General features: G+C 72.0%; 22 protein-coding genes. 15 read left to right on the top strand and 7 right to left on the bottom strand.

Annotated features, from left to right (window positions below; genetic code table 11):
• Positions 1-65: 65 nt before the first annotated feature.
• The gene (locus ABD54_RS01445) at positions 66-1,061 is read right to left on the bottom strand and encodes a bifunctional adenosylcobinamide kinase/adenosylcobinamide-phosphate guanylyltransferase (RefSeq protein WP_047867614.1); all 996 of its coding nucleotides are present in this window, start codon (positions 1,059-1,061) and stop codon (positions 66-68) included.
• A gap of 207 nt (positions 1,062-1,268) precedes the next feature.
• On the opposite strand from ABD54_RS01445, the gene ABD54_RS01450 reads away from it, so the two are divergent.
• Positions 1,269-1,475, top strand: coding sequence for a hypothetical protein (locus ABD54_RS01450; protein WP_047867615.1), 207 nt, complete (start codon positions 1,269-1,271; stop codon positions 1,473-1,475).
• A gap of 65 nt (positions 1,476-1,540) precedes the next feature.
• Entirely contained in the window at positions 1,541-2,005 is a 465-nt protein-coding gene (locus tag ABD54_RS01455; protein WP_047867616.1) for a hypothetical protein, read from the top strand.
• A gap of 40 nt (positions 2,006-2,045) precedes the next feature.
• Here ABD54_RS01455 and ABD54_RS01460 read toward each other — a convergent pair whose 3' ends face one another.
• The 3 genes from ABD54_RS01460 to ABD54_RS01470 form a co-directional block, all read right to left on the bottom strand.
• Complete coding sequence (locus tag ABD54_RS01460; protein ID WP_047867617.1) at positions 2,046-2,408, bottom strand: DUF1622 domain-containing protein; 363 nt, start codon at positions 2,406-2,408, stop codon at positions 2,046-2,048.
• Between the two features lie 242 nt (positions 2,409-2,650).
• The gene (locus tag ABD54_RS01465) at positions 2,651-3,655 is read right to left on the bottom strand and encodes an aldo/keto reductase family protein (protein ID WP_200904022.1); all 1,005 of its coding nucleotides are present in this window, start codon (positions 3,653-3,655) and stop codon (positions 2,651-2,653) included.
• 161 nt (positions 3,656-3,816) lie between these two features.
• Positions 3,817-4,488 carry a DUF3043 domain-containing protein gene (locus tag ABD54_RS01470; RefSeq protein WP_082166622.1) on the bottom strand — a complete coding sequence of 224 codons (672 nt, stop codon included), beginning with the start codon at positions 4,486-4,488 and terminating at the stop codon, positions 3,817-3,819.
• Between the two features lie 96 nt (positions 4,489-4,584).
• Between ABD54_RS01470 and ABD54_RS01475 the strand changes: the two genes are divergently transcribed.
• The 5 genes from ABD54_RS01475 (at position 4,585) to ABD54_RS01495 (ending at position 8,871) form a co-directional block, all read left to right on the top strand.
• Positions 4,585-5,367 carry a PspA/IM30 family protein gene (locus tag ABD54_RS01475; protein WP_082166623.1) on the top strand — a complete coding sequence of 261 codons (783 nt, stop codon included), beginning with the start codon at positions 4,585-4,587 and terminating at the stop codon, positions 5,365-5,367.
• Complete coding sequence (locus ABD54_RS01480; protein ID WP_013152004.1) at positions 5,364-5,642, top strand: hypothetical protein; 279 nt, start codon at positions 5,364-5,366, stop codon at positions 5,640-5,642. The genes ABD54_RS01475 and ABD54_RS01480 overlap by 4 nt, the downstream gene beginning before the upstream one ends.
• A gap of 456 nt (positions 5,643-6,098) precedes the next feature.
• Positions 6,099-7,019 (top strand): zinc metalloprotease HtpX, encoded by a 921-nt coding sequence (gene htpX, locus ABD54_RS01485; protein ID WP_047867621.1) that lies wholly within the window; start codon positions 6,099-6,101, stop codon positions 7,017-7,019.
• 111 nt (positions 7,020-7,130) lie between these two features.
• Positions 7,131-7,718: a hypothetical protein gene (locus tag ABD54_RS01490; protein ID WP_047867622.1), complete on the top strand. Its 588-nt coding sequence runs from the start codon at positions 7,131-7,133 to the stop codon at positions 7,716-7,718.
• Positions 7,719-7,770: 52 nt separating this feature from the next.
• Positions 7,771-8,871: a glycerate kinase gene (locus tag ABD54_RS01495; protein WP_047867623.1), complete on the top strand. Its 1,101-nt coding sequence runs from the start codon at positions 7,771-7,773 to the stop codon at positions 8,869-8,871.
• Positions 8,872-9,085: 214 nt separating this feature from the next.
• Here ABD54_RS01495 and ABD54_RS01500 read toward each other — a convergent pair whose 3' ends face one another.
• Together ABD54_RS01500 and ABD54_RS01505 are read right to left on the bottom strand one after the other, a co-directional pair.
• Positions 9,086-10,333, bottom strand: coding sequence for an ABC transporter substrate-binding protein (locus tag ABD54_RS01500; RefSeq protein ID WP_047867660.1), 1,248 nt, complete (start codon positions 10,331-10,333; stop codon positions 9,086-9,088).
• A 464-nt stretch (positions 10,334-10,797) separates the two neighbouring features.
• Positions 10,798-11,226, bottom strand: coding sequence for a hotdog fold thioesterase (locus tag ABD54_RS01505; protein WP_047867624.1), 429 nt, complete (start codon positions 11,224-11,226; stop codon positions 10,798-10,800).
• A gap of 135 nt (positions 11,227-11,361) precedes the next feature.
• On the opposite strand from ABD54_RS01505, the gene polA reads away from it, so the two are divergent.
• The 5 genes from polA (at position 11,362) to coaE (ending at position 17,885) form a co-directional block, all read left to right on the top strand.
• On the top strand, positions 11,362-14,145 hold the full coding sequence (polA, locus tag ABD54_RS01510; RefSeq protein WP_047867625.1) for a DNA polymerase I: 2,784 nt from the start codon (positions 11,362-11,364) through the stop codon (positions 14,143-14,145).
• 45 nt (positions 14,146-14,190) lie between these two features.
• On the top strand, positions 14,191-14,634 hold the full coding sequence (arfB, locus tag ABD54_RS01515) for an alternative ribosome rescue aminoacyl-tRNA hydrolase ArfB (RefSeq protein WP_047867626.1): 444 nt from the start codon (positions 14,191-14,193) through the stop codon (positions 14,632-14,634).
• Between the two features lie 429 nt (positions 14,635-15,063).
• A complete protein-coding gene (gene rpsA, locus ABD54_RS01520) occupies positions 15,064-16,554 on the top strand; it encodes a 30S ribosomal protein S1 (protein WP_047867627.1) in 1,491 nt (496 codons plus the stop codon).
• Positions 16,555-16,715: 161 nt separating this feature from the next.
• The gene (locus ABD54_RS01525; protein ID WP_047867628.1) at positions 16,716-17,234 is read left to right on the top strand and encodes a GNAT family N-acetyltransferase; all 519 of its coding nucleotides are present in this window, start codon (positions 16,716-16,718) and stop codon (positions 17,232-17,234) included.
• A gap of 48 nt (positions 17,235-17,282) precedes the next feature.
• A complete protein-coding gene (gene coaE / locus ABD54_RS01530) occupies positions 17,283-17,885 on the top strand; it encodes a dephospho-CoA kinase (protein ID WP_047867629.1) in 603 nt (200 codons plus the stop codon).
• A gap of 184 nt (positions 17,886-18,069) precedes the next feature.
• Here coaE and ABD54_RS01535 read toward each other — a convergent pair whose 3' ends face one another.
• Positions 18,070-19,173 (bottom strand): hypothetical protein, encoded by a 1,104-nt coding sequence (locus ABD54_RS01535; RefSeq protein WP_235431926.1) that lies wholly within the window; start codon positions 19,171-19,173, stop codon positions 18,070-18,072.
• Between the two features lie 153 nt (positions 19,174-19,326).
• Here ABD54_RS01535 and uvrB point away from each other — a divergent pair, with 153 nt between their 5' ends.
• The 3 genes from uvrB (at position 19,327) to ABD54_RS01550 (ending at position 23,427) form a co-directional block, all read left to right on the top strand.
• Positions 19,327-21,426, top strand: coding sequence for an excinuclease ABC subunit UvrB (uvrB, locus tag ABD54_RS01540; RefSeq protein WP_047867630.1), 2,100 nt, complete (start codon positions 19,327-19,329; stop codon positions 21,424-21,426).
• A gap of 182 nt (positions 21,427-21,608) precedes the next feature.
• Positions 21,609-22,061, top strand: coding sequence for a DUF3060 domain-containing protein (locus ABD54_RS01545; RefSeq protein ID WP_082166624.1), 453 nt, complete (start codon positions 21,609-21,611; stop codon positions 22,059-22,061).
• A 370-nt stretch (positions 22,062-22,431) separates the two neighbouring features.
• Positions 22,432-23,427 (top strand): GNAT family N-acetyltransferase, encoded by a 996-nt coding sequence (locus ABD54_RS01550; protein ID WP_047867632.1) that lies wholly within the window; start codon positions 22,432-22,434, stop codon positions 23,425-23,427.
• The last annotated feature ends 167 nt before the right edge of the window (positions 23,428-23,594 follow it).

Consider the following 23,594-nt stretch of genomic DNA (forward strand, 5'->3'; position numbering starts at 1 on the left):
CGCGACCGCGTCCGCTGCGCGGGAGGGAGCGGAGGGGCCCTCCGGACGGGGGCCGGCGGCAGCGCTCACGGCAGCTCCAGGACGCGGCCCGCGGTCACCAGCACCACGTCCTCGGACTCTGCGCCCACCCACTGGTTCAGCCGGCCCAGGTGGTCGCGGAACAGCCCCCCGGCGCGGGTCGCGGGCACCACGCCCGAGCCCACCTCGTTGGTGACCGCCACGACGTAGGCCTGGGTGGAACGCCAGGACTCCAGCAGCCCGTGGACCGCCGCCTCCACCTCGTCCTCCGCGTCGGACGGGGGGCTGTCCTCCCACATCCCGGCCTCGTCCATCACCCGGGTCAACCAGGTGCCCAGGCAGTCCACCAGCACCGCGCCCCTGGCGCCCTTGAGCACCGCGGCCAGGTCGGCGGTCTGCTCGGTGCGCCACCACCAGGGGCGGCGCCGCACGTGCCGGGCCACCCGGTCGGCCCAGTCGGGGTCCGCGACCGGGTCGGGCTCCGGGCCGGTCGCCGCGTACAGCACCTTCGGCTCCGCCATCAGGCGCAGCTCCGCCTCGGTGGACTTGCCCGAGCGCGCGCCCCCGGTCACCAGGGTCCGGTGCGGCCCGCGCGGCCGCGACTCCGGCCACACCGCCGGGGGGCACGACAGGACCTGCCCGTCGTTCGGCACCAGGGCGCCCCACAGCCGGGCCCGGCGGGCGAACTCCTCCTGTGAGCGGACGCGGTGGTCGCCGCCGACCGCGACGACGGCCGTGGTCACCCCGATCACCCCGGAGCGGCGCAGCTCGCCGATGACCTCCGGGCGCTGCGCGGCGTCCACGACGACCATGTCCACCTGCTGGTCGGGGCGGACGGAGGAGTAGCCGGAGGAGCCCTCTGCGCGCGCCTCCGCCGGGGGCACGCCGGGCAGGGGCCCCGGGCCCGTGCGCGCGTACATCAGCCTGCCCCCGTCCGGGCCCTCGACCAGCACGCCGTCGGGGGTCGGGCTCACCGAGTACCCCGGCGGCACAGGGCCGACCACCCCCGCCTCGCGGACGCGGAAGCGGTCGTCCACCGTCACCCGCAGGGGCAGGCGGCGCTCGGAGAGGGCCTTGTTGCAGGAGGCGCAGGTGCACTGGGGGGCGGGCCACCCCGAGTGCCCGGCAGTCCCGAGAAATCGGATACGCACCGAAAAAGTAAACAGCATCGTCCACCAATGCTTGGTTAAGCTCGGGCCAGGATCACGGTGACCGGCGCTGTGACCTCCGTGACGAAGGGGCGGTCGAACATGGCGTGGACCTGGCGGTACTTCGAGGCCGACGGAGCCGACCCGTTGGGGTCGGACCTGCCCTCGGAGTCGTTCACCTCGCGCGGCGACGCGGAGAGCTGGCTGGGGGAGAACTGGCAGGAGCTCGCCGAGGGCGGTGTCGGACGCGTCGCCCTGCTCGACGGCGACGCGGAGGTCTACGCGATGTCCCTGGAACCCGTCGAGTAGCGCCCGCCCGTCCGGGGGCCGCGAGGGCCCCCGGAGGGGTCGGCCGCCTCCGTGACAATGGGGGCGTGATCCCCGCTCTGCGCAACCTGGCCGTCCTGGAACTGGTCAACATCCCCCTGTTCGCGACGGTGCTGTTCCTCCTTCTGGGCGTGCCCGCCTCACCCGCCAACCTGGTCGGGTTCGCCCTCTTCGCCCTGCTGTTGGCGCAGGGAGGCGCCTACTGGTGGGCCAAGGTGCGCCAACTGCGCGCGGGGGACCGCCGCCCGGCGGGCATGGCGCTCTTCCGCGCCCTGGGGCGGGCCAACATCGCACTGTTCCTCGCGGGCGGCGCGGTGGTGGCCGCGGCACTGGTCGCCGACGCTCCGGGGACGAGGGTCTGGCCGGGCCTGGGCCTGTGGCTCTTCGCGCTCCTGGAGCACGTCAACTACTTCCACGTCCAGCTGTCCCACCAGACGCGCGCCGACCTGGGGCGGCTGGTGCGGACCCGGCGCCTGCGCCGCTCCCACCTGTCGCGCGACATGGCGCGCTGACCGTTCCCGCGAGGACGGTCGGCCGGGCCTCCCGCGCGGGTCAGCCGGTTCCGGGGACGGATCGGCGGTCCTGCCACGGCCAGCGGTTCTCCAGCTCCACCTCCAGGGAGAAGCTGAGGAAGGTCCGGATGAGGACGATCCCGGCGAGCACCCCCACGGTGGCGAAGGTGGGCGACACCGCGACCGTGCGGATGATGTCCCCGGCGACGAGGAACTCCAGGCCCAGCAGGATCGCCCGGCCCAGCCCCTGCCGGTAGGGCCGGTAGGCCGCGGCCAGCCCGTGCCCGCCGACCCACCGGTACAGGAACAGCGCGGTCGCGCCCAGGGCCCCGACGACGATGACGCCGACCCCGGCGATGTCGACCGCGGTGCCCACCGCCTCGATGGAGTGCGCGATGTCCATGGAGCCCCCTCCGTGCCGCGTGCGTGCGCGCCAGCAGCTACCCAGGTGGGGCCGGGGCGACACCAGGGGCGGGCCGGCCCCGGAACGCGGACGGGCCCGGCCGTCCCCGTGGACGGCCGGGCCCGCGGCGCGGCACACCGCCCGGGTGCGACCGGGGTCTGTTCCTCGAACCGGTCTCAGCTCGCGGGGGGTCGGTTCGGGTGCCCGGACACGGACCGAGGCGAAGGTCCGAGAAGCACCGTCTAGCCGCGGATGTTCTCGGGGCTCCTGGTCAGCGCCGGGTCGCGCTGGACGCTGTCGCCCAGGACCTCGTCGATCCTCGCCATCAGCTCGGCGTCCAGCCTGACCCCCGCGGCCCTGACGTTGCCCTCCACCTGCTCGGGGCGGGAGGCGCCGATGATCGCGGCCGACACGTTCGGGTTCTGGAGCACCCAGGCCACGGCCAGTTGCGCCGGTGTCAGGCCCGCCTCGGCGGCCAGCGGCTCCAGCCGCTGCACGCGCTCCAGCATGACCCGGTCCTTCATCTGGTCGCTCAGGAAGCGGCCGCCGCCGGGGTCGGCGGCCCGCGAACCGGCGGGCAGCTCCCGGCCGGGCTTGTACTTGCCGCTCAGGACGCCGCCCTCGAGCGGAGACCACACGATCTGGCCGACGCCCTCGCGCTCGGAGAGCGGGACGACCTCGGACTCGATGACCCGCCACAGCATGTTGTACTTCGGCTGGTTGGAGATGATGCGGTCGAAGCCCATCTCGTCGGCGATCTTGAGCGCCTGCTCGATCTCCTCGGCGCGCCACTCGGAGACGCCGACGTAGAGGACCTTGCCCTGGCGGACCAGGTCCTCGAAGGCCCGTACGGTCTCCTCCAGCGGTGTGGAGTAGTCGAACCGGTGGGCCTGGTACAGGTCCAGGTAGTCGGTCCCCAGGCGGCGCAGGGAGTCCTCCACGCTGCGGACGATGTGCTTGCGGGACAGGCCCCGGTCGTTCTTGCCCTCACCCGTGGGCCAGAAGACCTTGGAGAAGATCTCCAGCCCGTCCCGGCGCTCGCCCCTCAGCGCGCGGCCGAGCACCTCCTCCGCCCTGCCCCCGGCGTAGCCGTCGGCGGTGTCGAACGTGGTGACGCCCGCGTCCAGCGCCGCGCGGACACAGGCCTTGGCCGTGTCCTCCTCGACCTGGGAGCCGTGCGTGATCCAGTTCCCGTACGCGATCTCGCTGACCATGAGGCCGCTGTTGCCCAGATGCCGAAATTCCATGTCGAGCACTCTAATAGGGGATTGTGCCCGTTTGCGAGGTTCTACGCCGTGCGCTTGCAAGCGCTCCCAACTCGAGGGGAGCGCAGGCTCGGCGGGGAGTGAGGGGCCGGCGCTGGGACCGGCCCGGGCTCACGTCGTCGGGGAGGCGGTGGCGGGAGCCGTCAGCGCGCGTGGCGGGGCGTGGGGTCCTCGCGGACCTTGAGCCTCGGCTTGGGCAGGCGCAGGCGGCGGAACTGGAGCTGGCGCATGGCCGCGTACATCCCGACGCCCTTGACGGCGGGGTCGTCGGGGAAGTACCCGGCGGCGCGCTTCTTGACCGTGCGGCCGACCATGACGCCCTCGGCGATGATGGTGACCATCATCAGCGGCCACAGGACGTAGGCCACACCGATCTGGAACATCGGGTTGTTGATGAACAGCAGCGCGATGATCACGATCGAGAAGGGCAGGAAGAACTCGCTGGCGCTGCGGCGCGAGTCGACGAAGTCGCGGGCGAACGCCCGGGCCTCGCCGAGGTCCTGCTGCCGGTAGTAGCGGGCCTCGTCCTTGGGCACGCCCTTGATCGCGGAACTCGCGGCGCCCCTGCCGCGTTGGCGGTCAAGACGATCCCGGTAGGCCTGGTAGGCCTCCTTGCGCGTCTCGGGCGCCTTGAGCGGTCGACGGGGGTTGGGCTCGGATTCCCTGCGCTTTGGGGTGGGCACACCCTTCTTGGGCGTGTATCCCTTAGGTTGGGTGGACTCAGTGGCCTCAGGGCTGGCGGATTCGGCGGAGGCCGGATCCGTGGCTGCGGAAGCGGAGCGACGTCGGAACACACCCACAGGGTAGCCGGTCATAGCTTTATGGCGACCGCGGACCAGAGCGCGTAGGGTTGGGCAAAGCGCCCGCTGGGAACAGCCGATGTACGCACCGAGAAGGGGACGGCCACGCCGATGAGCGTGTTTCAGCGACTTTCGATGATCTTCAAGTCCAAGGCCAACAAGGCCTTGGACGCAGCCGAGGACCCAAGGGAAACCCTCGACTACTCGTACCAGAAGCAGCTCGAGCTCCTACAGAAGGTGCGGCGGGGTGTGGCCGACGTCGCGACCTCCCGCAAGCGCGTCGAGCTCCAGATCCAGCAGCTGGAGCAGCAGTCCGGCAAGCTGGAGAACCAGAGCCGCGCCGCCCTGACGCAGGGGCGCGAGGACCTCGCCCGCGAGGCCCTGACCCGCCGCTCCGGTCTGTCCCAGCAGATCGACAGCCTGCGTGAGCAGCACGCCAACCTCCAGGGCGAGGAGCAGAAGCTCACGATGGCGGCCCAGCGCCTCCAGAGCAAGGTGGACGCCTTCCGCACGCGCAAGGAGACCATCAAGGCCAACTACACCGCCGCCCAGGCCCAGACGCAGATCAGCGAGGCCTTCTCCGGCATCTCCGAGGAGATGGGCGACGTCGGCATGGCCGTCCAGCGCGCCGAGGACAAGACCGCCGAGATGCAGGCCCGCGCGGGCGCCGTGGACGAGCTGCTCGCCTCGGGCGCGCTCGACGACGTCACCGGCACGGCCCGGGACGACATCCAGAGCGAGCTGGACCGCATGGCCAGCACCACCGGTGTCGACGCCGAGCTGGAGCGCATGAAGATGGAGCTCGGCCAGGGCAGCGGCGGTTCCACCCCCCAGATCGAGGGCGGCAACGGCGCGGGCAGCACCGGCACCACCGGCAACCGGGAGGGCGCGTGATCGTCCGCATCATGGGTGAGGGACAGCTCGACCTCACCGACGCAGACCTGGAACTGCTCAACTCCTTCGACTCCGCGTTGGAGTCGGCGATCGAGTCGGGTGACGAGGCCACGTTCCGCCGTGCCCTGCACGACCTCCTGGAGAGGGTCCGCGAGGACGGTCGGCCGCTGCCGCCCGACGCGCTGGAGCCCTCGCAGTTCATCCTCCCGCACGCCGACGCCACCATGGAAGAGGTGCGGGAGATGCTCCAAGACGACGGACTCATCCCCGGTTAGGACCGGGTCCTCCGTCCGGCGCGCCGCCTCCGTCCAGGCGCGTCCGGACCGGTGAGTGCGCACGGCGGGCCGGATTCCGGTCGGCCGGTGCGGCGCTCGGTGCCTGCGCGCGCGTTTCCGGGCCGCCGTGACCACGTGTCACGGCGGCTTTCGCGTGTCCGGTGGAGTACGCGCCCGTCCCGGCCGCCCGCGACCGGCCCCGTGTGGCGTGCGCCGCCCGCCCCCCGGGAACCGCGGCGGGACCCCCGGCCGTTGGACGTGGTGGAGGGCAGGTGAGAGTACGGGAACCCTCGTTGCGCGCGGGGTGGCGGTCCGCCGGGGAGGCCGCAGCGGTTCCGCGGGGCCGGCGGCACGCGCGGTCGGCGAACACGCGGCGGGCGGACCACCTCATACCGTTTCCCACCTGGGCGAACTACACTCCGAGGCAGTCGACGCGTCGGCGGAGGGGACTACGGCATGGCCGGATCCAAGTTCAGACCTGACCGGGGACTGACCACCCGCATGGTGACGACCATGGGCCTGCTCGTCCTGGTCTACGCGGCCTTCGTCGCGGGGCTGGTCCTCGTGGGCCTCAACGTCTGGCTGGTGCTGCTCATCGTCGCCGGGTTCGCGCTGTTCAGCTACTTCGCCTCCGACAGGATCGCCATGTTCGCCATGGGCGCCAAGGAGGTCTCCCCGGAGCAGGCGCCCGAGCTGCACGCCCTCGTCGACCGGCTGTGCGCCATGGCGGACATGTCCAAGCCCCGCGTCGGGGTCGCCGACACCGACGTGCCCAACGCCTTCGCCACCGGGCACAACGAGAAGTCCGCGGTCGTGTGCGTGACCACCGGCCTCATGCGCCGCCTCGACGGCCCCGAGCTGGAGGCGGTCCTGGCGCACGAGCTGTCCCACATCGCCCACCGCGACGTCATGGTGATGACCGTCGCCGGGTTCCTGGGCATCGTGGCCGGATTCCTGACCCAGGCGGGGCTGCGCTTCGCGATGTTCGCCGGGGCGTCGCGCGGCAACAACAACGGGCCCGCGCCGGCCGTGGTCGCCCTGCTCGTCGTGGCCGTCAGCGCCGTGGCCTGGGCGCTCAGCTTCCTGCTCACCCGGGCGCTGTCGCGCTACCGGGAGCTGTCGGCCGACCGCGCCGCCGCCTACCTCACCGGGCGCCCGTCCGTGCTGGGCAGCGCCCTGACCAAGATCACCGGAGACATGTCCCGCATCCCCACCCGCGACCTGCGCCAGGCGGAGCCGTTCAACGCCTTCTTCTTCGCTCCGGCTTTCTCCCGCAAGGGGTTCAGCTTCAGCCAGCTGGTCGCCACACACCCGCCGGTGGAGCGGCGGCTGGAGCAGTTGTCCGACATCTCGCGCCAGCTCGGGCAGGGGCGCTGACCCCGTCCGCGGGGCCGCCGGAGGGGACGGCGGCACCGATCCGCGCGGGCGGGCACGGGGCCGATCCCGTCCGCGCGCGACCGACACGACCACGAGAGAGGACCGGCCACGATGAGCTTCTGGCGAGCGCTTTTCGGGCGCTCCGAACCGGCCCAGCCCGACCTCGACGCCCTGTTCGGCCTGCCCTCGGCGTCGGTCACCCTGCGTGCCGCCGCGGGCTTCACGCCCACCGGGACCGGCTCCGTCGCCTTCCGCGCCACCGAGGGCGCCGCCTTCGCCGACCTGGAACGCGACGTCACTGAGCTGCTCAACGCCGACGGGGGGACGCCCGTCGAACTGGTCGCCGACGACTACGGCTACACCTGGCTGGTGGTGCGCTCGGCGGGCCCGGACGGGGCCGCCGACCCCGACATCACCGGCCTGGTGACCGACCTGCACGCCGTCAACTCCACCCTGGAGGCCAACGGCTACGGGCCCTCCCTCCTTTGCTCCCTGGTCGGCTTCACCGACGGCACGCGCTCGCTGGGGCTGGTCTACCTCTACAAGCGCGGCACCTTCTACCCCTTCGCCCCGGTCGGCGACGGCGGTCGCAGGGACAACGCCCTGGAACTCCAGGCCGAGTCCGCCATCGGCCGCGACCTGCCCCTGGAGGCGGACCGGTCCCGCTGGTTCCCCGTCTACGGGGCGCCCGGCCTCTGACCAGCGGGGGGTGCCCCGCGCCGGGGGAAATGTGGCCTGGCACACTGGTCCGGTGCGTATCCTCATCGCTCCAGACAAGTTCGCCGGTACCCTCTCCGCCCTCGAAGCCGCGCAGGCGGTCGCCGACGGCTGGCACCGGACCGATCCCTCCGCCACGACGGACCTGCTGCCGCTCTCCGACGGCGGACCCGGCTTCGTCGAGGTCCTGCACACGGCTCTCGGCGGCGAGGTGCACCGGACCGAGGTGACCGGCCCCCTCGGCGCGCCCGTGACCGCGGAGTACCTCCTGGACGGCGACACCGCCTACGTGGAGAGCGCACAGGCCTGCGGCCTGCACCTGGTGCCCTCCGGTGACCGCGACCCCGGCCGCACCACCACCCACGGCGTCGGCGAGCTGGTCGCCCACGCGGTCCGCTCCGGCGCCCGTACCGTCGTCGTCGGACTCGGCGGCAGCTCCACCAACGACGCCGGGGCCGGTCTCCTGGCCGCCCTGGGCGCCGTCCCCGCCGACCCCCTGAGCCACGGCGGCGGCCCCCTGGCCGACCCCGGCGACGTCGACCTCGGCGGAGCCCGCCGGGCCGTGGCGGGGGTCCGCGTCGTCGCCGCCACCGACGTCGACAACCCCCTGCTGGGCATCCACGGGGCCAGCGCCGTCTTCGGGCCCCAGAAGGGCGCCGACCCCGACCAGGTGCAGCGCCTGGACGCCGCGCTGACCGCCTTCGCCGACCGCGTCGACCCCGGCGGCGAGGTCCGCGACACCCCCGGCGCCGGAGCCGCGGGCGGTCTGGGCTTCGCCCTGCTCCTGCTCGGCGGCACCGTCGAGTCGGGCATCAGCCGCGTCCTGGACTCCGTGCGCCTGACCGACCGCCTCGCGGGGGCCGATCTGGTCATCACCGGAGAGGGCTCCTTCGACTCCCAGTCGCTGCGCGGCAAGCTGCCCCACGGCGTCGCCCAGGCCGCCAACAAGCACGGCGTCCCGTGCGTGGTCACCGCGGGCGCGGTCAAGGTCGGCCGGGCCGAGGCGGCCGCGGCCGGGATCACCGAGGCCTACTCCCTCGTGGAGTCCTCGGGCTCGGTCGAGGCCGCCATGACCCGCTCCGCGGACGAGCTGCGCGCCCTGGCCGCCGGCATCGCCCGCCGCTGGAGCCGCTGAGACCCCGGTCGGTCCGGGCTCCGGCTGAGACCGGCCCCCGTCGGGCACGGAGGGGCGGGCCGCCCCCTCCCCGCGCCCTCGCGCCGCGGGGCGCGCACACGCGAAGCGGCGCCCCGGGAGAACCCGCTCCCGGGGCGCCGCTGCCGTGCGCCGTCACGGACCGCGCCGTGACGGAGGGGTCCGTGACGGCGGGAGCCGCTACGAACCGTCGCCGCTACTCCTCCAGGGAGTGCTCCTCGTAGGCCAGGATCTCGTGGCCGTCCTCCCCGTAGTGGAAGATCTCGAAGGTGGCGGCGGTCGGGTCGCCGTTGTCGTTGAAGTCGATGTTGCCGCTGACGCCCTGGTAGTTGATCTCCTCACCGTCGGCCAGCAGGTCGCGGCACTCCTCGAAGGTGCCGCACTCGGTGCCCTCGGGACGGCTGACGTTGGGCAGCTCGGCGACGTACTCGGACGGGTTCACGCTGCCCGCGGCCTCGGCGGCCAGGGCGATCACGGTGACGCAGTCGTAGACCTGCGGGGCGAACTGGAAGACCTCCAGCTCCTCGTTGAAGCTGGTCAGGCCCTCGGTGAACTCGGGGTTGTCCGCGCTCGGGGCGATACCGGTGATGCCGGTGACGCTCTCGGGGTCGTCGGCGCTGACGGTCTCGCCCAGGTTCGGGTCGTTGAGGCCGTCGGTGACGTAGAGCTGCTCGCCCTCGGTGCCGCCCTCCAGGAGCTGGGCGATGACCTGCGCGCCCTCCTCGAAGGCGATGAGCGCGACGGCGTCCGGCTCCTCGGTGGTGACGCTGTTGACGACCGAGTCGAAGGTCGTGGCCAGCGGGTCGTAGGTCTCGTTGACCACGACCTGGGCGCCCAGGTTCTCCAGCTCCGTCTGGAGGGCGCCCGCGTAGCCGCCGCCGTAGTCGTCGGCGCGCGCGACGATGGCGATGTTCTGGTTGCCGTTCTCGACCATCGTGCGGGCCATCACGACCGCGGAGAGCAGGTCGCTCGGCGCGGTGCGGAAGTAGTAGCCGTCGTCCTCGATCTCGCTGAGCTCGGCGGCGGTGTTGGAGCCCGAGCACTGGACGATCTCGGAACCCGTGATGGTGTCGTAGGTCGCCTGCGTCATGCCGGAGGCCGCCGCGCCGATGACGGCGTTCACCTGGTCGGAGACCAGGTTGTTGGCGGCCTCGTTGGCCTGGGCGTTGTCGCCCGCCTCGTCGCCCTCGACGATGGCGGGGACCTCGGTGCCGAGGATGCCGCCCGCGGCGTTGATCTCGGAGACCGCGTACTGGGCGGCCGTGATCTGGGGCGGGCCGAGGAAGGCGAGGTTGCCGGTCTGCGGGTAGAGGATGCCGTAGGTGAACTCCTCACCGCCCTCACCGCCGCCGCCTCCCTCGCCGCCGTCGCTGCCACACGCGGTCAGGCCGAGGACAAGGGCCGCGGTTGCGGCAGTGAGGCCTAGGACCTTCTTGCTAGCCATGATCGTGGTCACTCCGTTCAACCGGCGAAGCACGTACTGCGCGGGGCAGCCGTGCCATGAGCATGCGCGTCCTGAATGTCCGTGATGTGTGGCATGACTTAATCAGGAGCGTTAGCGGAGCTTAATCATGAAAGTTCTGGCGCGGAAAGCACGGAACGGGCGTTGGTGCCGACTCGCCGTCAGGCTGTTATGGCTCTGTAGTCATCATTGACATCCGACGTTTCGTCTCTGTACAGATCACAGCTTTCCGTGCTCGCGGGGTAGCGAACTGTCGCGATGATCAGGCATGACGCGGTCCGGCCGTCAAGGGCGGCGGCCGGACCGGAGGAAAGCCGCAGGCACACTACACGCGGGTGTGAAGCGGTCCTTCCTTAAAACGAGAAAACCCTTGACCGCTATACGCGGCGCAGAAGGGGCGACCACCCGGCGGACCCTCCGGGACCGTCCCGGGGGGCCGGGTCCCGCTACGCCCCCGGCAGCTCGCGCAGCATGCACGTGAGCCGGGAGGTGCACACCTTCCGGCCCCCGTCGTCGGTGATGGTGATGTCCCACGTGGCCAGCGTCCGTCCCAGGTGCACGGGTGCGGCCACACCGGTCACGTGCCCCTCCGTGGCCGAGCGGTGGTGCGTGGCGTTGATCTCGATGCCGACCGCGACCTTGCCGAACCGGGAGGCGTGGGCCGTGGCGCCGATCGAGCCCAGGGTCTCGGCCAGCACGCACGACGCGCCGCCGTGCAGCAGTCCGAACGGCTGGACGTTGCCCTCCACCGGCATCCGGCCCACCACGCGCTCGGCGGACGCCTCCGTCACCTCGATGCCCATGCGCTCGCCCAGACCGCCCGCGAGCGCGCCCGTGTCGAGCATCCGCCGCATCGCCTCGGAGTCCGTCGTCATGTGCCCTCCGCCTCCTCGGGACCCCGCCGCGGCCGGGCACGGGCCGCGCCGGACCGGGGGCGGCGTCCCCGCCGTCGTGTCACTGCCCTCGCGGTATGGCCGCGAAGTGTCTGCGTCGCATCCTAGGATTCACCTGTGGTGACCAAGCGAGAGACCCCCGACCAGACAACCCGGACCGGCGGCGGCAGGCGCCCCCGGCTCCTCCTCCTGGACGGCCACTCGATGGCCTTCCGCGCGTTCTTCGCGCTCCCGGTGGACAAGTTCGGCACGAGTACCGGGCAGTCGACCAACGCCGTGTACGGCTTCACGTCGATGCTGGTCAAGCTTCTGCGCGACGAGGAGCCCACCCACGTCGCGGTGGCCTGGGACCTGTCCGGCCCCACCTTCCGGCACGAGGAGTACTCCGAGTACAAGGACGGCCGCTCCGACACCCCGCCGGAGTTCCCCTCCCAGGTGCCGCTCACCCAGGACCTGATGAGGCTGATCGGCGTCGCCAACCTGTCCGCCCCCGGGTTCGAGGCCGACGACGTCATCGCCACCCTGGCACACCAGGGCGGCGAGGCCGGGATGGAGGTGCTCATCGCCTCCGGCGACCGCGACGCCTTCCAGCTCGTCACCGACTCCTGCACGGTCCTGTACCCGGGCAAGAGCCTGTCCGACCTGCGGCGGATGGACCCCGCCGCGGTCCAGGACAAGTACGGGGTCACCCCCGAGCGCTACCGCGACCTGGCCGCGCTGGTGGGGGAGAAGGCCGACAACCTGCCCGGCGTGCCGGGCGTGGGCCCCAAGACCGCCGCCAAGTGGATCACCAAGTACGGGTCCCTGGACGAGCTGGTCGCCCGCGCCGACGAGCTCACCGGCAAGGCCGGGCAGAGTCTCCGCGACCACCTGGACGACGTCCTGCGCAACCAGCGGCTCAACCGGCTGGCCACGGACGTGGAGCTGGAGGCGGAGGTCTCCGCCCTGGCCCTGGGCGAGGCGGACCGCACCGGGATCGACGCGCTCTTCGACAACCTGGAGTTCGCCTCCAACCTGCGCGAGCGCCTCTACGCCGTCGTCCGCCTGCCCGACGACGACTCCGGGCAGACCGGGACCGATGCGGCCGAGGGCTTCCGCGTCGAACTGACCGTGGCCGGAACCGGCGGGCTGGCCCCCTGGCTGGCCGCGCACGCCGCACCCGACGGCGCGGCCTCCGACACCCTCACGCCCACCGCTCCCGCGGGGCTGGCCCTGGACGGCGTCTGGGGGCAGGGCACCGGACGGGTGGACGCGCTGGCCATCAGCGTGCCCTCCGGCGACGCCGTGTTCGTGGACCCCACCGCCCTTGACCCCGCCGACACCGAGGCGCTGGCGGACTTCCTGGCCGACCCCCGCCGTCCCAAGGCCGTGCACGAGTACAAGGGCGCACTGCTGGCCCTGGGCGCCCACGGCTGGGAGCTGGGCGGGGTGGTCAGCGACACCGCCCTGGCTGCCTACCTGGTCCAGCCGGGGCAGCGCCGCTTCGACCTGGCCGACCTGTGCCGCAAGTACCTGGGCCGGGAGCTGGAGGAGGACTCCTCCGGCGACCAGCTCACCCTGGACCTGGGCGGCGGGGACGGGGCGGGCTCGGGCCGCCAGCACCTGCTGGCAGTGCGCGCGAGCGCCACCCGCGACCTGGCCGGGGTGCTCTCCGCCGAACTCGACAAGCGCGGCGGCACCCACCTGCTGCACGAGGTCGAACTGCCCCTGGTGGACGTGCTCGCCCGCCTGGAGCGCGCCGGGATCGCCGCCGACCGGGCCTACCTGGAGGAGCTCCAGGGCGAGTTCGCCGCGGCGGGCCGGGTAGCGGTGGAGCGCGCGCACGAGATCGTGGGCCGCGAGTTCAACCTCGGCTCGCCCAAGCAGCTCCAGCAGGTGCTGTTCGAGGACCTGGGCCTGCCCAGGACCAAGAAGATCAAGACGGGCTACACCACCGACGCCGACGCGCTGGCGTGGCTGGCCGCCCAGACCGACAACGAGCTGCCCGCGGTCCTGCTGCACCACCGCGACCAGACCAAGCTGCGCACCACGGTCGAGGGGCTGATCAAGACCGTCGCCGACGACGGCCGCATCCACACCACCTTCAACCAGACGGTGGCGGCGACCGGGCGCCTGAGCTCCACCGACCCCAACCTCCAGAACATCCCCGTGCGCACCGACGTGGGGCGGCGCATCCGCCGCGCGTTCGTGGTGGGGGAGGGCTACGAGGAGCTGCTCACCGCCGACTACAGCCAGATCGAGCTGCGCATCATGGCGCACCTGTCGGGTGAGCAGGCGCTGATCGACGCCTTCAACAGCGGCTACGACTTCCACGCGCAGATGGCCGCGCAGATCTTCGGCATCGAGGTCGAGCAGGTGGACGGCGAGGCGCGGTCCAGGATCAAGGCCATGAGCTACGGCCTGGCCTACGGGCTGAGCGCCTACGGCCTGTCCCAGCAGCTGGGGATCACGCCGGAGGAGTCCAAGCGCCTCATGGAGGACTACTTCGCCGAGTTCGGCGGGGTGCGCGACTACCTCAACGCCGTGGTCGAGGAGGCCCGCCGGGTCGGCTACACCGAGACCATCCTGGGGCGGCGCCGCTACCTGCCCGACCTGACCAGCGACAACCGCCAGCGTCGGGAGATGGCCGAGCGGATGGCGCTCAACGCGCCGATCCAGGGGTCGGCCGCCGACATCATCAAGGTGGCCATGCTCCGGGTGGACGCGGCCATCACCGGGGGCGGGTTCGCCTCCCGGGTCCTGCTCCAGGTGCACGACGAACTCGTGGTGGAAATCGCGCCCGGCGAGCGCGGGGAGGTCGAAAACATCGTGGCGCGCGAGATGAGCTCCGCCTATGATCTGCGTGTGCCGCTGGCCGTCTCGGTCGGCAGCGGCCAGAACTGGCACGACGCCGCGCACTGAACAGGGGCCGCGCGCGGCACGCGCACGACGGGAAGGCGGGGGACGGTGACGGCACGGAGCACGGCGGAAGAGGGGCTGAGCGCCGGTCCGGTCACCGTCCCCGCCGACGCCCTCACCTGGCGCTTCTCACGCTCCTCGGGGCCCGGCGGCCAGCACGTCAACACCTCCGACACCCGGGTGTCGCTCTCGTTGGACGTGGCGTCCTGCCCCGGCCTGGGCGGCACGCGGCGCCAGCGCGCGCTGGAGCGGCTCCGGGGGCGCCTGGTCGGGGACGTGCTCACGGTCACCGTGCAGACCCACCGCTCGCAGGCGCGCAACCGGGCCGAGGCCAGAGAGCGGATGGCCGCCCTGCTCGAGGAGGCGATCGCGCCGCCCGCCCGCGAGCGCCGGGCGACCCGTCCGAGCCGCAGGGCCAAACAGCGCCGCCTTGACGCCAAGAAGCAACGGAGCGCCATCAAACGGTCACGCTCCAAGCCTTCCGCGGACTGACCGTAACCGGCCCTTCGTGCTTTTTCTTCCAGCCTCCGCGCCGGTGCCCCGGACCGCCGCCGCGGCCGCCCCGCGGGAACGAAACCCCCGTTCGGACGTGGGGCTACCCCCCAGTTGATCTTGACCGCCATGCTCGGGTAAATTGCCGCCATTGCGACCTACGCCGGGTTGGCGGCCCTGGGTTCCGATTGACCAGGACGCCCTTGTCTCATATTCTGGCGGGAGCGTTGTGGGTTCCTGCGTGCGTCCGCTGTCTCCGTTGAGGGTCGGCGCGACCGCGCCGCTCCGGTCGACACCCTGCACCTGGCGATTGGTGTCCAGGCGGTTCATCGCCGCCTCGGCTCCGCTCCTCGGACGACGGATCGACGGGTTCGAACCCGCGATGTGACCATCTTTCTGAATCTGTCCGTATCCGGAGTCCACCCACACATGACGAGCAGCACCGAGGCCACCTCGACACCCCAGGTAGCGGTCAACGACATCGGGTCCGAGGAAGCCTTCCTCGCGGCGATCGACGAGACCATCAAGTACTTCAACGACGGTGACATTGTCGAGGGCACCATCGTGAAGGTCGATCGAGACGAGGTCTTGCTCGACATCGGCTACAAGACCGAGGGTGTGATTCCCTCACGGGAACTCTCGATCAAGCACGACGTCGACCCCGGCGAGGTCGTTGCCGTCGGTGACCAGGTCGAGGCCCTCGTCCTCCAGAAGGAGGACAAGGAAGGCCGCCTGATCCTGTCCAAGAAGCGCGCCCAGTACGAGCGCGCCTGGGGCACGATCGAGAAGATCAAGGAGGAGGACGGCGTCGTCACCGGCACCGTCATCGAGGTCGTCAAGGGCGGCCTCATCCTCGACATCGGTCTGCGCGGCTTCCTGCCCGCCTCCCTGGTCGAGATGCGCCGTGTGCGCGACCTGCAGCCCTACGTCGGCCGCGAGCTCGAGGCGAAGATCATCGAGCTGGACAAGAACCGCAACAACGTGGTCCTGTCCCGCCGCGCCTGGCTGGAGCAGACCCAGTCCGAGGTCCGCCAGACCTTCCTCAACACCCTCCAGAAGGGCCAGATCCGCAAGGGTGTGGTCTCCTCGATCGTCAACTTCGGCGCGTTCGTGGACCTGGGCGGCGTCGACGGCCTGGTGCACGTCTCCGAGCTGTCCTGGAAGCACATCGACCACCCCAGCGAGGTCGTCGAGGTCGGCCAGGAGGTCACCGTCGAGGTCCTCGACGTGGACATGGAGCGCGAGCGCGTCTCCCTGTCGCTCAAGGCGACCCAGGAAGACCCGTGGCAGCAGTTCGCCCGGACCCACCAGATCGGCCAGGTCGTTCCCGGCAAGGTCACCAAGCTGGTTCCGTTCGGCGCGTTCGTGCGAGTCGAGGAGGGCATCGAGGGCCTGGTCCACATCTCCGAGCTGGCCGAGCGCCACGTCGAGGTGCCCGAGCAGGTCGTCCAGGTCGGCACCGAGATCTTCGTCAAGATCATCGACATCGACCTCGACCGCCGCCGCATCAGCCTCTCGCTGAAGCAGGCCAACGAGAGCGTCTCGCCGGACCAGGTGGACTTCGACCCCACCCTCTACGGCATGGCCGCGGAGTACGACGAGCAGGGCAACTACAAGTACCCCGAGGGCTTCGACGCGGACAGCGGCGAGTGGCTCGAGGGCTTCGAGGCCCAGCGCGACGACTGGGAGCGCAGCTACGCCGAGGCCCAGGCCCGGTTCGAGGCGCACCGCAAGCAGGTCGAGGAGGCGCGCGCGGCCGAGGCCGACGCCGCCAACGCTCCTGCCCCGGTGGAGGAGGACGACTACACCGGTGGCGGACAGAGCAGCGGCTCGTCCGGCTCGGAGTCCTCCAGCGGCGCCCTGGCCTCCGACGAGGCCCTGGCCGCCCTGCGCGAGAAGCTCGCGGGTGGCGAGGCCTAAACAGCCTCCGAGGACACGCTGAGAAGCTGTTCGGGCCGTCCCCTCTCCGGAGGGGGCGGCCCTTCGCCGTGCCCGGCCCCGGCCGGGTCCCGAGGCACCCGAGGGGCCGGGGAGTAGGCTCGTGCCGTGTCCCCTGACGGAGGGGCGCTCCAGGAGGCTACGTGTTCGACATCCACCCGGCCGTTCCCGCCGACGCGGGCGAGGTCTTCACCCTCCAGCGCGCGGCGTTCGTCGACGAGGCCCAGGCCTTCGGCGACCCGTTCGTGCTGGCCCTCACCGAGAGCCTGGACAGGGTGGAGAGACTTCTGGGGCAGGAGGGCACCCTCGTGCTCAAGGCCGTCGCCGGAACCCGTCTGGTCGGCTCTGTACGGGCGCGGGTGCTGGGCACCAGCGCGGTGGTCTCCCGCCTGGCGGTCGTGCCCGACCTGCGCCGCCGGGGGATCGCACGGGCGCTGCTCGCCGACCTGGAGGGCCGCCTGCGCGAACGCCACCCCGGCCTGGCCGCGCTCACCCTGTCCGCGGGGGCCCAGGACACCGGCCAGCAGCGGCTCTACCGAGGCCTGGGATACGCCGAGACCTCCCGCGAGCGCGTCGCCGAACACCTGGTCATGGTGCACATGCGCAAGGAGCTCGCCCCGGCCGAGGCGCGTCCGGAGGGCACCGCCCGGGCCGCGCCGTAGACGGGGGCGCCACCACTCGGACGCGGCCGGCGGTCTAGGGTTTGCGACATGCTCACAGTGGGACTCACCGGCGGGATCGGCTCGGGCAAGAGCGCGGTCGCTACCGAACTGGCCGCCTACGGCGCCACCGTGGTCGACGCCGACGCCATCGCCCGGGAGGTCGTCGAACCCGGCACTCCGGGCCTGGAGGCCGTCGTCGCCGAGTTCGGCGAAGGGGTGCTCACCCCCGACGGGCGCCTGGACCGATCCCGGCTCGGTGAGATCGTCTTCTCCGACGAGGCCAGCCTGGCCAGGCTCAACGCCATCGTGCACCCCCTGGTGGGCGAGCGCAGCTCCCAGCTCATGGAGGAGGCCGTTGCCTCCGGCGTGGAGGTGGTGGTCTACGACGTCCCTCTGCTGGTGGAGAACGGCCTGGGGCCGCTCTACGACGTGGTGGTCGTGGTGGACGCCCCCGACGAGGTTCGGGTGGAGCGGGTAGCCGCCAACCGCGGCATGCCGCGCGAGCAGGTGGAGGCCCGCATACGCGCGCAGGCCGACCGGGAGACCCGCCTGGCCGCCGCCGACCTGGTGGTGGACAACTCCGGCACCCGCGGAGAACTGGCGGAGCGCGTGGCCGGGCTCTGGCGAGAACTCGTCGGGCGCGCCCGGTAGCGCGCCCTTTCCCCGCCCGTCGGAGAGGCCGCGACGTTCCACACCCGACGAGGTCCGCCCCCGGCGGCCTCCACGGCCTGCTCACCGGGTCCCCACGCTGCCCGGTCCACGGTCCCCGCGTCGGCGGACCGGCCCGGGGCCGTCCTCGACGTGGTCCCGCCGACCTGACACCGCCCCGCTCCCGTCACTCCCGTCCGGGGTAGCGGCGCAGGACCTCGGACAGGGACGACCCGGCGGCCACGGCCTCGCGCACCAGCTCCTCGCGGACCGAGTGCGCGGCCTCCACGCTGAGCAGGCTGTCGTCTATCTCCCGGGGGCGCATGCGCTCCTGCGCCGAGAACAGCGCCAGGTCGGCGTAGTCCCCGGCGCGGTCGGCGATCTCCTGGCACTGCTCCCACTCGCGGTGCGCGGTCACCGCCGCGTGGACCCGGTCGCCGTAACCGGTCAGCACCCCGACCCGCTCGTCGAGCGCCTCGGTGGCGCGGGCCACCGCCTCCTCCTGCGGTTGCAGGGCCCGGGTGACCTGCTCGGACACGGCCTCGCGCCGACGTACCAGCAGCTCCCTGCGCAGGGAGCGCAGCCGCAGCAGCTCCTGGGCCAGCTTCCACTCCTCCTCGCGCAGCAGCGGCAGGGTCCGGTCGGCGTCGAAGGAGTCGCCGAGCACCCGCACGCCCTCCTCCACCCGGTCGGTGGCCTGCTGGAGCGCGGCGAACAGGTGGGCCTCGGGCTCCTCGGTGCGGGAGGCGTAGCCGTGGGTGCGGCCGAAGTCCTGGGGCAGCACGTACCGGTCGGCGTACTCCGAGGCCAGGCGGGCGACCATGCCTGGCCGCAGTATGGCCCCGGCGCCGCCCGCGGCGGCGGTCAGGTAGAGGACGGCGGTCGCGGGATCGCCGGGGACAACCGCGCCGACCGGACCGAACGCCTGGTCGAGCAGCGTCCGGGCGCCCAGGACGCCCACGGCGGAGGCGGGCAGCGCCCAGAAGGCGTGCATGACCAGGTCGGCCCAGTCGTCGGTGAAGGAGCCCCGGAGCGAGGCGAGGCCGAGGACGGCCGCGGTCGTCCCCAGGCAGAGCAGGGCCACCAGGACGGCTCCCGCCGTCGGGGAGAGCAGGGCGACGGCGGCAAGGGAGGTGCACCCCGCGGCCGTGATCGCGGCGCCCTGGCGCCAGGTGGGCCCGCGCCGCCGGCGGGCCGAGGCCGGGAGCAGTCTTTCGGGATGGGCCCTCATGCGCGCGACCGCGCGCGGGGGTATGCCCGGGTCGAAGGTCGTTCTGGAGGGGTGTGACACGGCTGCCACCTCGCTTCGGACGCAGAGCGCTGGTCTCGATGGTAACTCCGCGCCCTCGGCCGGGAAGGGATGTCGTACGCGGTCTGTAGCGTTAGGGGTGAGGGACACGCGGGCCAGCGGGGGCGGCCCGCCTTCGACGGGAGAAGAGGCGACGTGCGACCGGTCAGCGACATCAAACGCAGCGAGGCGCCCTTCGAGGTGATCTCGGAGATGACCCCGGCGGGGGACCAGCCGGGCGCCATCGCCGAGATCAGCAGGAGGGTGCGGGACGGGGAGCCGCACACGGTGCTGCTCGGCGCGACCGGCACCGGCAAGACGGCGACCGTGGCGTGGACGGTGGAGCAGCTCCAGCGGCCCACCCTGGTGATGCAGCCCAACAAGACCCTGGCGGCGCAGTTCGCCAACGAACTGCGCCAGATGCTGCCCAACAACGCCGTCGAGTACTTCGTGTCGTACTACGACTACTATCAGCCCGAGGCCTACGTCCCGCAGAGCGACACCTTCATCGAGAAGGACTCCTCCATCAACGACGAGGTCGAGCGGCTGCGCCACTCGGCCACCAACTCGCTGCTCACGCGCAGGGACACGATCGTGGTCGCCTCGGTCTCGTGCATCTACGGCCTCGGCACCCCGCAGGAGTACGTTGACCGGATGGCGCAGTTGGCGGTGGGCATGGAGGTCGACCGCGACGACCTGCTGCGCCGTCTGGTGGAGATGCAGTACTCCCGCAACGACACCGCGTTCACGCGCGGCACTTTCCGGGTGCGCGGCGACACCATCGAGATCATCCCGGTCTACGAGGAGCTGGCGATCCGCATCGAGATGTTCGGTGACGAGGTCGAACGCCTGCTGACCCTGCACCCGCTCACCGGCGAGGTGCTGGGAGAGAGCAGGGAGATGTTCATCTTCCCCGCCTCGCACTACGTGGCCGGCGAGGAGCGCACCGAGCGGGCGATCGCCACCATCGAGGCGGAACTGGGGGAGCGGCTGGCCGAGCTGGAGGCCCAGGGCAAGCTGCTGGAGGCGCAGCGCCTTCGCATGCGCACCACCCACGACCTGGAGATGATGCGCCAGCTCGGCACCTGCTCGGGCATCGAGAACTACTCGCGGCACTTCGACGGCCGCGAACCGGGCAGTCCGCCCAACACGCTCCTGGACTACTTCCCCGAGGACTTCCTGCTGGTGCTGGACGAGTCGCACGTGACCGTCCCGCAGATCGGCGCGATGTACGAGGGCGACGCCGCGCGCAAGCGCACCCTGGTCGAGCACGGGTTCCGGCTCCCCTCGGCGCTGGACAACCGGCCGCTGAAGTGGGAGGAGTTCACCGAGCGCATCGGGCAGAGCGTCTACCTGTCGGCGACCCCGGGCCGCTACGAGCTGCGCCAGGGCGGCGGCGAGGTGGTGGAGCAGGTCATCCGCCCCACCGGGCTGGTCGACCCCGAGGTGCTGGTAAAGCCCACCGACGGGCAGATCGACGACCTGGTCCACGAGATCCGGGTGCGCGCCGAGCGCGACGAGCGGGTACTGGTCACCACGCTCACCAAGAAGATGTCGGAGGACCTCACCGACTACTTCACCGAACTGGGCATCCGGGTGCGCTATCTGCACAGCGAGGTGGACACGCTGCGCCGCGTGGAACTGCTGCGCGAGCTGCGCGTGGGCGAGTTCGACGTGTTGGTGGGCATCAACCTGCTGCGCGAGGGCCTGGACCTGCCCGAGGTGTCGCTGGTGGCGATCCTGGACGCGGACAAGGAGGGCTTCCTGCGCTCGGAGACCTCGCTGATCCAGACGATCGGGCGCGCGGCGCGCAACGTCGCGGGCCAGGTGCACATGTACGCCGACAACGTCACCGACTCCATGCGGGCGGCCATCGACGAGACCAACCGGCGCCGGGACAAGCAACTGGCCTACAACGCCGAGCACGGGATCGACCCCACGCCGCTGCGCAAGCAGATCGCCGACATCCTGGACGCGCTCAACCGGGAGGACGTGGACACCGAGGAGCTCATGGCCACCGGGTACCGCAGCTCGGGCGGCAGGGGCGGCCGGGCGCCGGTGCCCGCGTTGGGCGAGCGTTCGGCGGACGTGTCCGCCATGCCGCGCGCGGAGCTGGCCGGGCTCATCGAGCAGCTCAGCGAGCAGATGCACCAGGCGGCCACCGACCTCCAGTTCGAGCTGGCGGCCCGGTTGCGCGACGAGATCGGCGAGCTCAAACGTGAGCTGCGCGGCATGGACGCGGCCGGGGTGAAGTGACGGGAGTGCCTGTGGAGTAGTGTTTCCAGCCCTGGGGACACCGGGATCGGGGCGGCACTCACATCTCGAAAGAGAAACTTTTTGAGAACGGTGAGGTCGCACAGTTACCTCCGCGTGACATACTCTTGGCTTCGCGCAAGCCGTATGTCGCAATTGCCGGTTATCCGGTTGTGGGGGAGAACATGAGAGTTCGGCTTCTCGTGGCCGCGGGCGGCGGTCTGCTGATCACCGGCCTCCTTCCCGGCTGTGGTCTGGCCTTCGGGGACGAGGACGTCGAGCCGCCCAACGGCGCTCCGGGTACCCAGAGCGCCTCCGACGAGGGCGAGCCCGACATGCCCAAGCACAACGTCAGCACCGAGGACGTGCTCATCGTCGTCGACGACGGCGCCGAGGTGAGCGAAAGCTGCGGTGAGCGCGAGGTCGTCGTCACCGCGGACGACGCCGTCGTCGTGCTGCACGGCGAGTGCGGGCTGGTGCGCGCCACCGGTCGCGGCTCCACCGTCGACGTGGGCTCGGCGGACAAGATCGTACTGGTCGGAGTGGACAACAGGATCTCCTTCGCCGACGGCGAGCCCGAGGTGATCAACCACGGGCGCAACACCACCGTGGCCGAGGGCGGCGCTGCACAGCGGTGATCCCGCGGGCGCCGTGCGCGGCGAGGTCCGCGCCGGAGGGTCCGTGCCGGGGATCCGTGTCGGGGCGTTGGCCGCCCCGGCACCCGAGGGTGACCTTCGATCCGTTACGGTGGTGCGCGTCCGTGCGCGCGCGGGGAAGCGGCGCGGGACGCCGGGGCCGAGCGGGCGTGGCGACACGCAGTGAATTCTTGGTTGCAGTTGGCTGTTTCGTCCTCCTGATCGGTTCTGAGACGGTACGGTCGTTTCGTTCCGCCCGCGGTGTGGCCTGCCCCGCCGGGGCGGCACGACGGCCCAGGGGCGGTGCACGCGTCCTGCCGGAGCCGTTCCGAGGGCGCGCGTTCGACGTGAGGACCCGCTAGGGGAGGGGTGGATGAGCGGTTATGTCGCACGGGTGCGGCATGATGAGTCGCCCGGAGGCGACGCCGGCCTGGACCCGTTGGTGAGTTCGGCCGCCCAGCGGTGGGCGGCCGTGGATTCGCTGTTGCCCGAACCGGTCAACTTCGCTCCGGGCTCCTATCCCCTCCTGACCGTCAGCGACGAGGACGGCCGTGCCGTCGCCGCCGGGACCATGCACTACACCTGGTACCAGCCGGGCGAGGTCGGCCGGATATGGGGCGTGCCCGACCAGCACTGGCTCACGCCCATCGTGGGCGGTCCCGACCCCGGCCGCGCCCTGGACTCGCTGCTGACAAGCTGGCGCGACCAGTTGGAGGACCTGCCGACCGGCACCGGTTCGGAGTCGGCGGCCCTGGTGAGCTGGCCCGCCCGCGACGTGTGCGGCATCATCCCGCTCCAGCGCCACGGCCTGCAGCCCTACACCGTGCTGGCCGCCCGCCAGCGCCGCCGGGGCGTGCCCCCGTCCCTGCCGCCGCGCGACGTGAGCATCCGGCTGGCCGACCGCAGCGACCTGACCCAGGTGGTCGGCCTGCTCATGGAGGAACACCGCTACGAGCAGCACTTCGGCGGGGTGTTCCTGCAACCCGACACCGCGGAGCAGACCCGTGAGGTGGCAGCCCGGGCGCTGAACCGCTCCCGGTCCTGGATCTGGCTGGCCGAAAGGCGCGGACGCGCCGTGGGCCTGCTGTGGGTCTCCCCGCCCGAGCGTTCGCGCTGGGCCAAGTCGCTGGTCAACGCGCGCCCGATCGCGCACATCGGCTACGGCGTGGTGACCGCGGCGGAGCGCGGCAGCGGGATCGGCACGGCGCTGGTGGGCCAGGCGCACCAGGCGCTGGACAGCCACGGCGTGGGCGTCTCTGTGCTCAACTACGCGGCGATGAATCCGCTGTCCGGGCCTTTCTGGCACCGTATGGGGTACCGCCCGGTGTGGACGACATGGGAGGTCCGCCCCGCGCTCGCCCTGCGCTGATCCGGGCAGCACGGAGCAGGGGCCCGGGGTGGCCCCCCGGTATCCAGTAGACCGCGCTCCGCCCGTTCCGCGCCAGCGGCGCTCCCGTGGCTGTGGACAACGGGGGCGGCGCCCGGTGCGGGCCCGCCCGCGGGTGCTCCACTACCCTTGCGCTGACGCGACGGTGC

It is taken from the genome of Nocardiopsis sp. RV163 (assembly GCF_001029525.1).
In the GTDB taxonomy this organism is placed as follows: domain Bacteria; phylum Actinomycetota; class Actinomycetes; order Streptosporangiales; family Streptosporangiaceae; genus Nocardiopsis; species Nocardiopsis dassonvillei.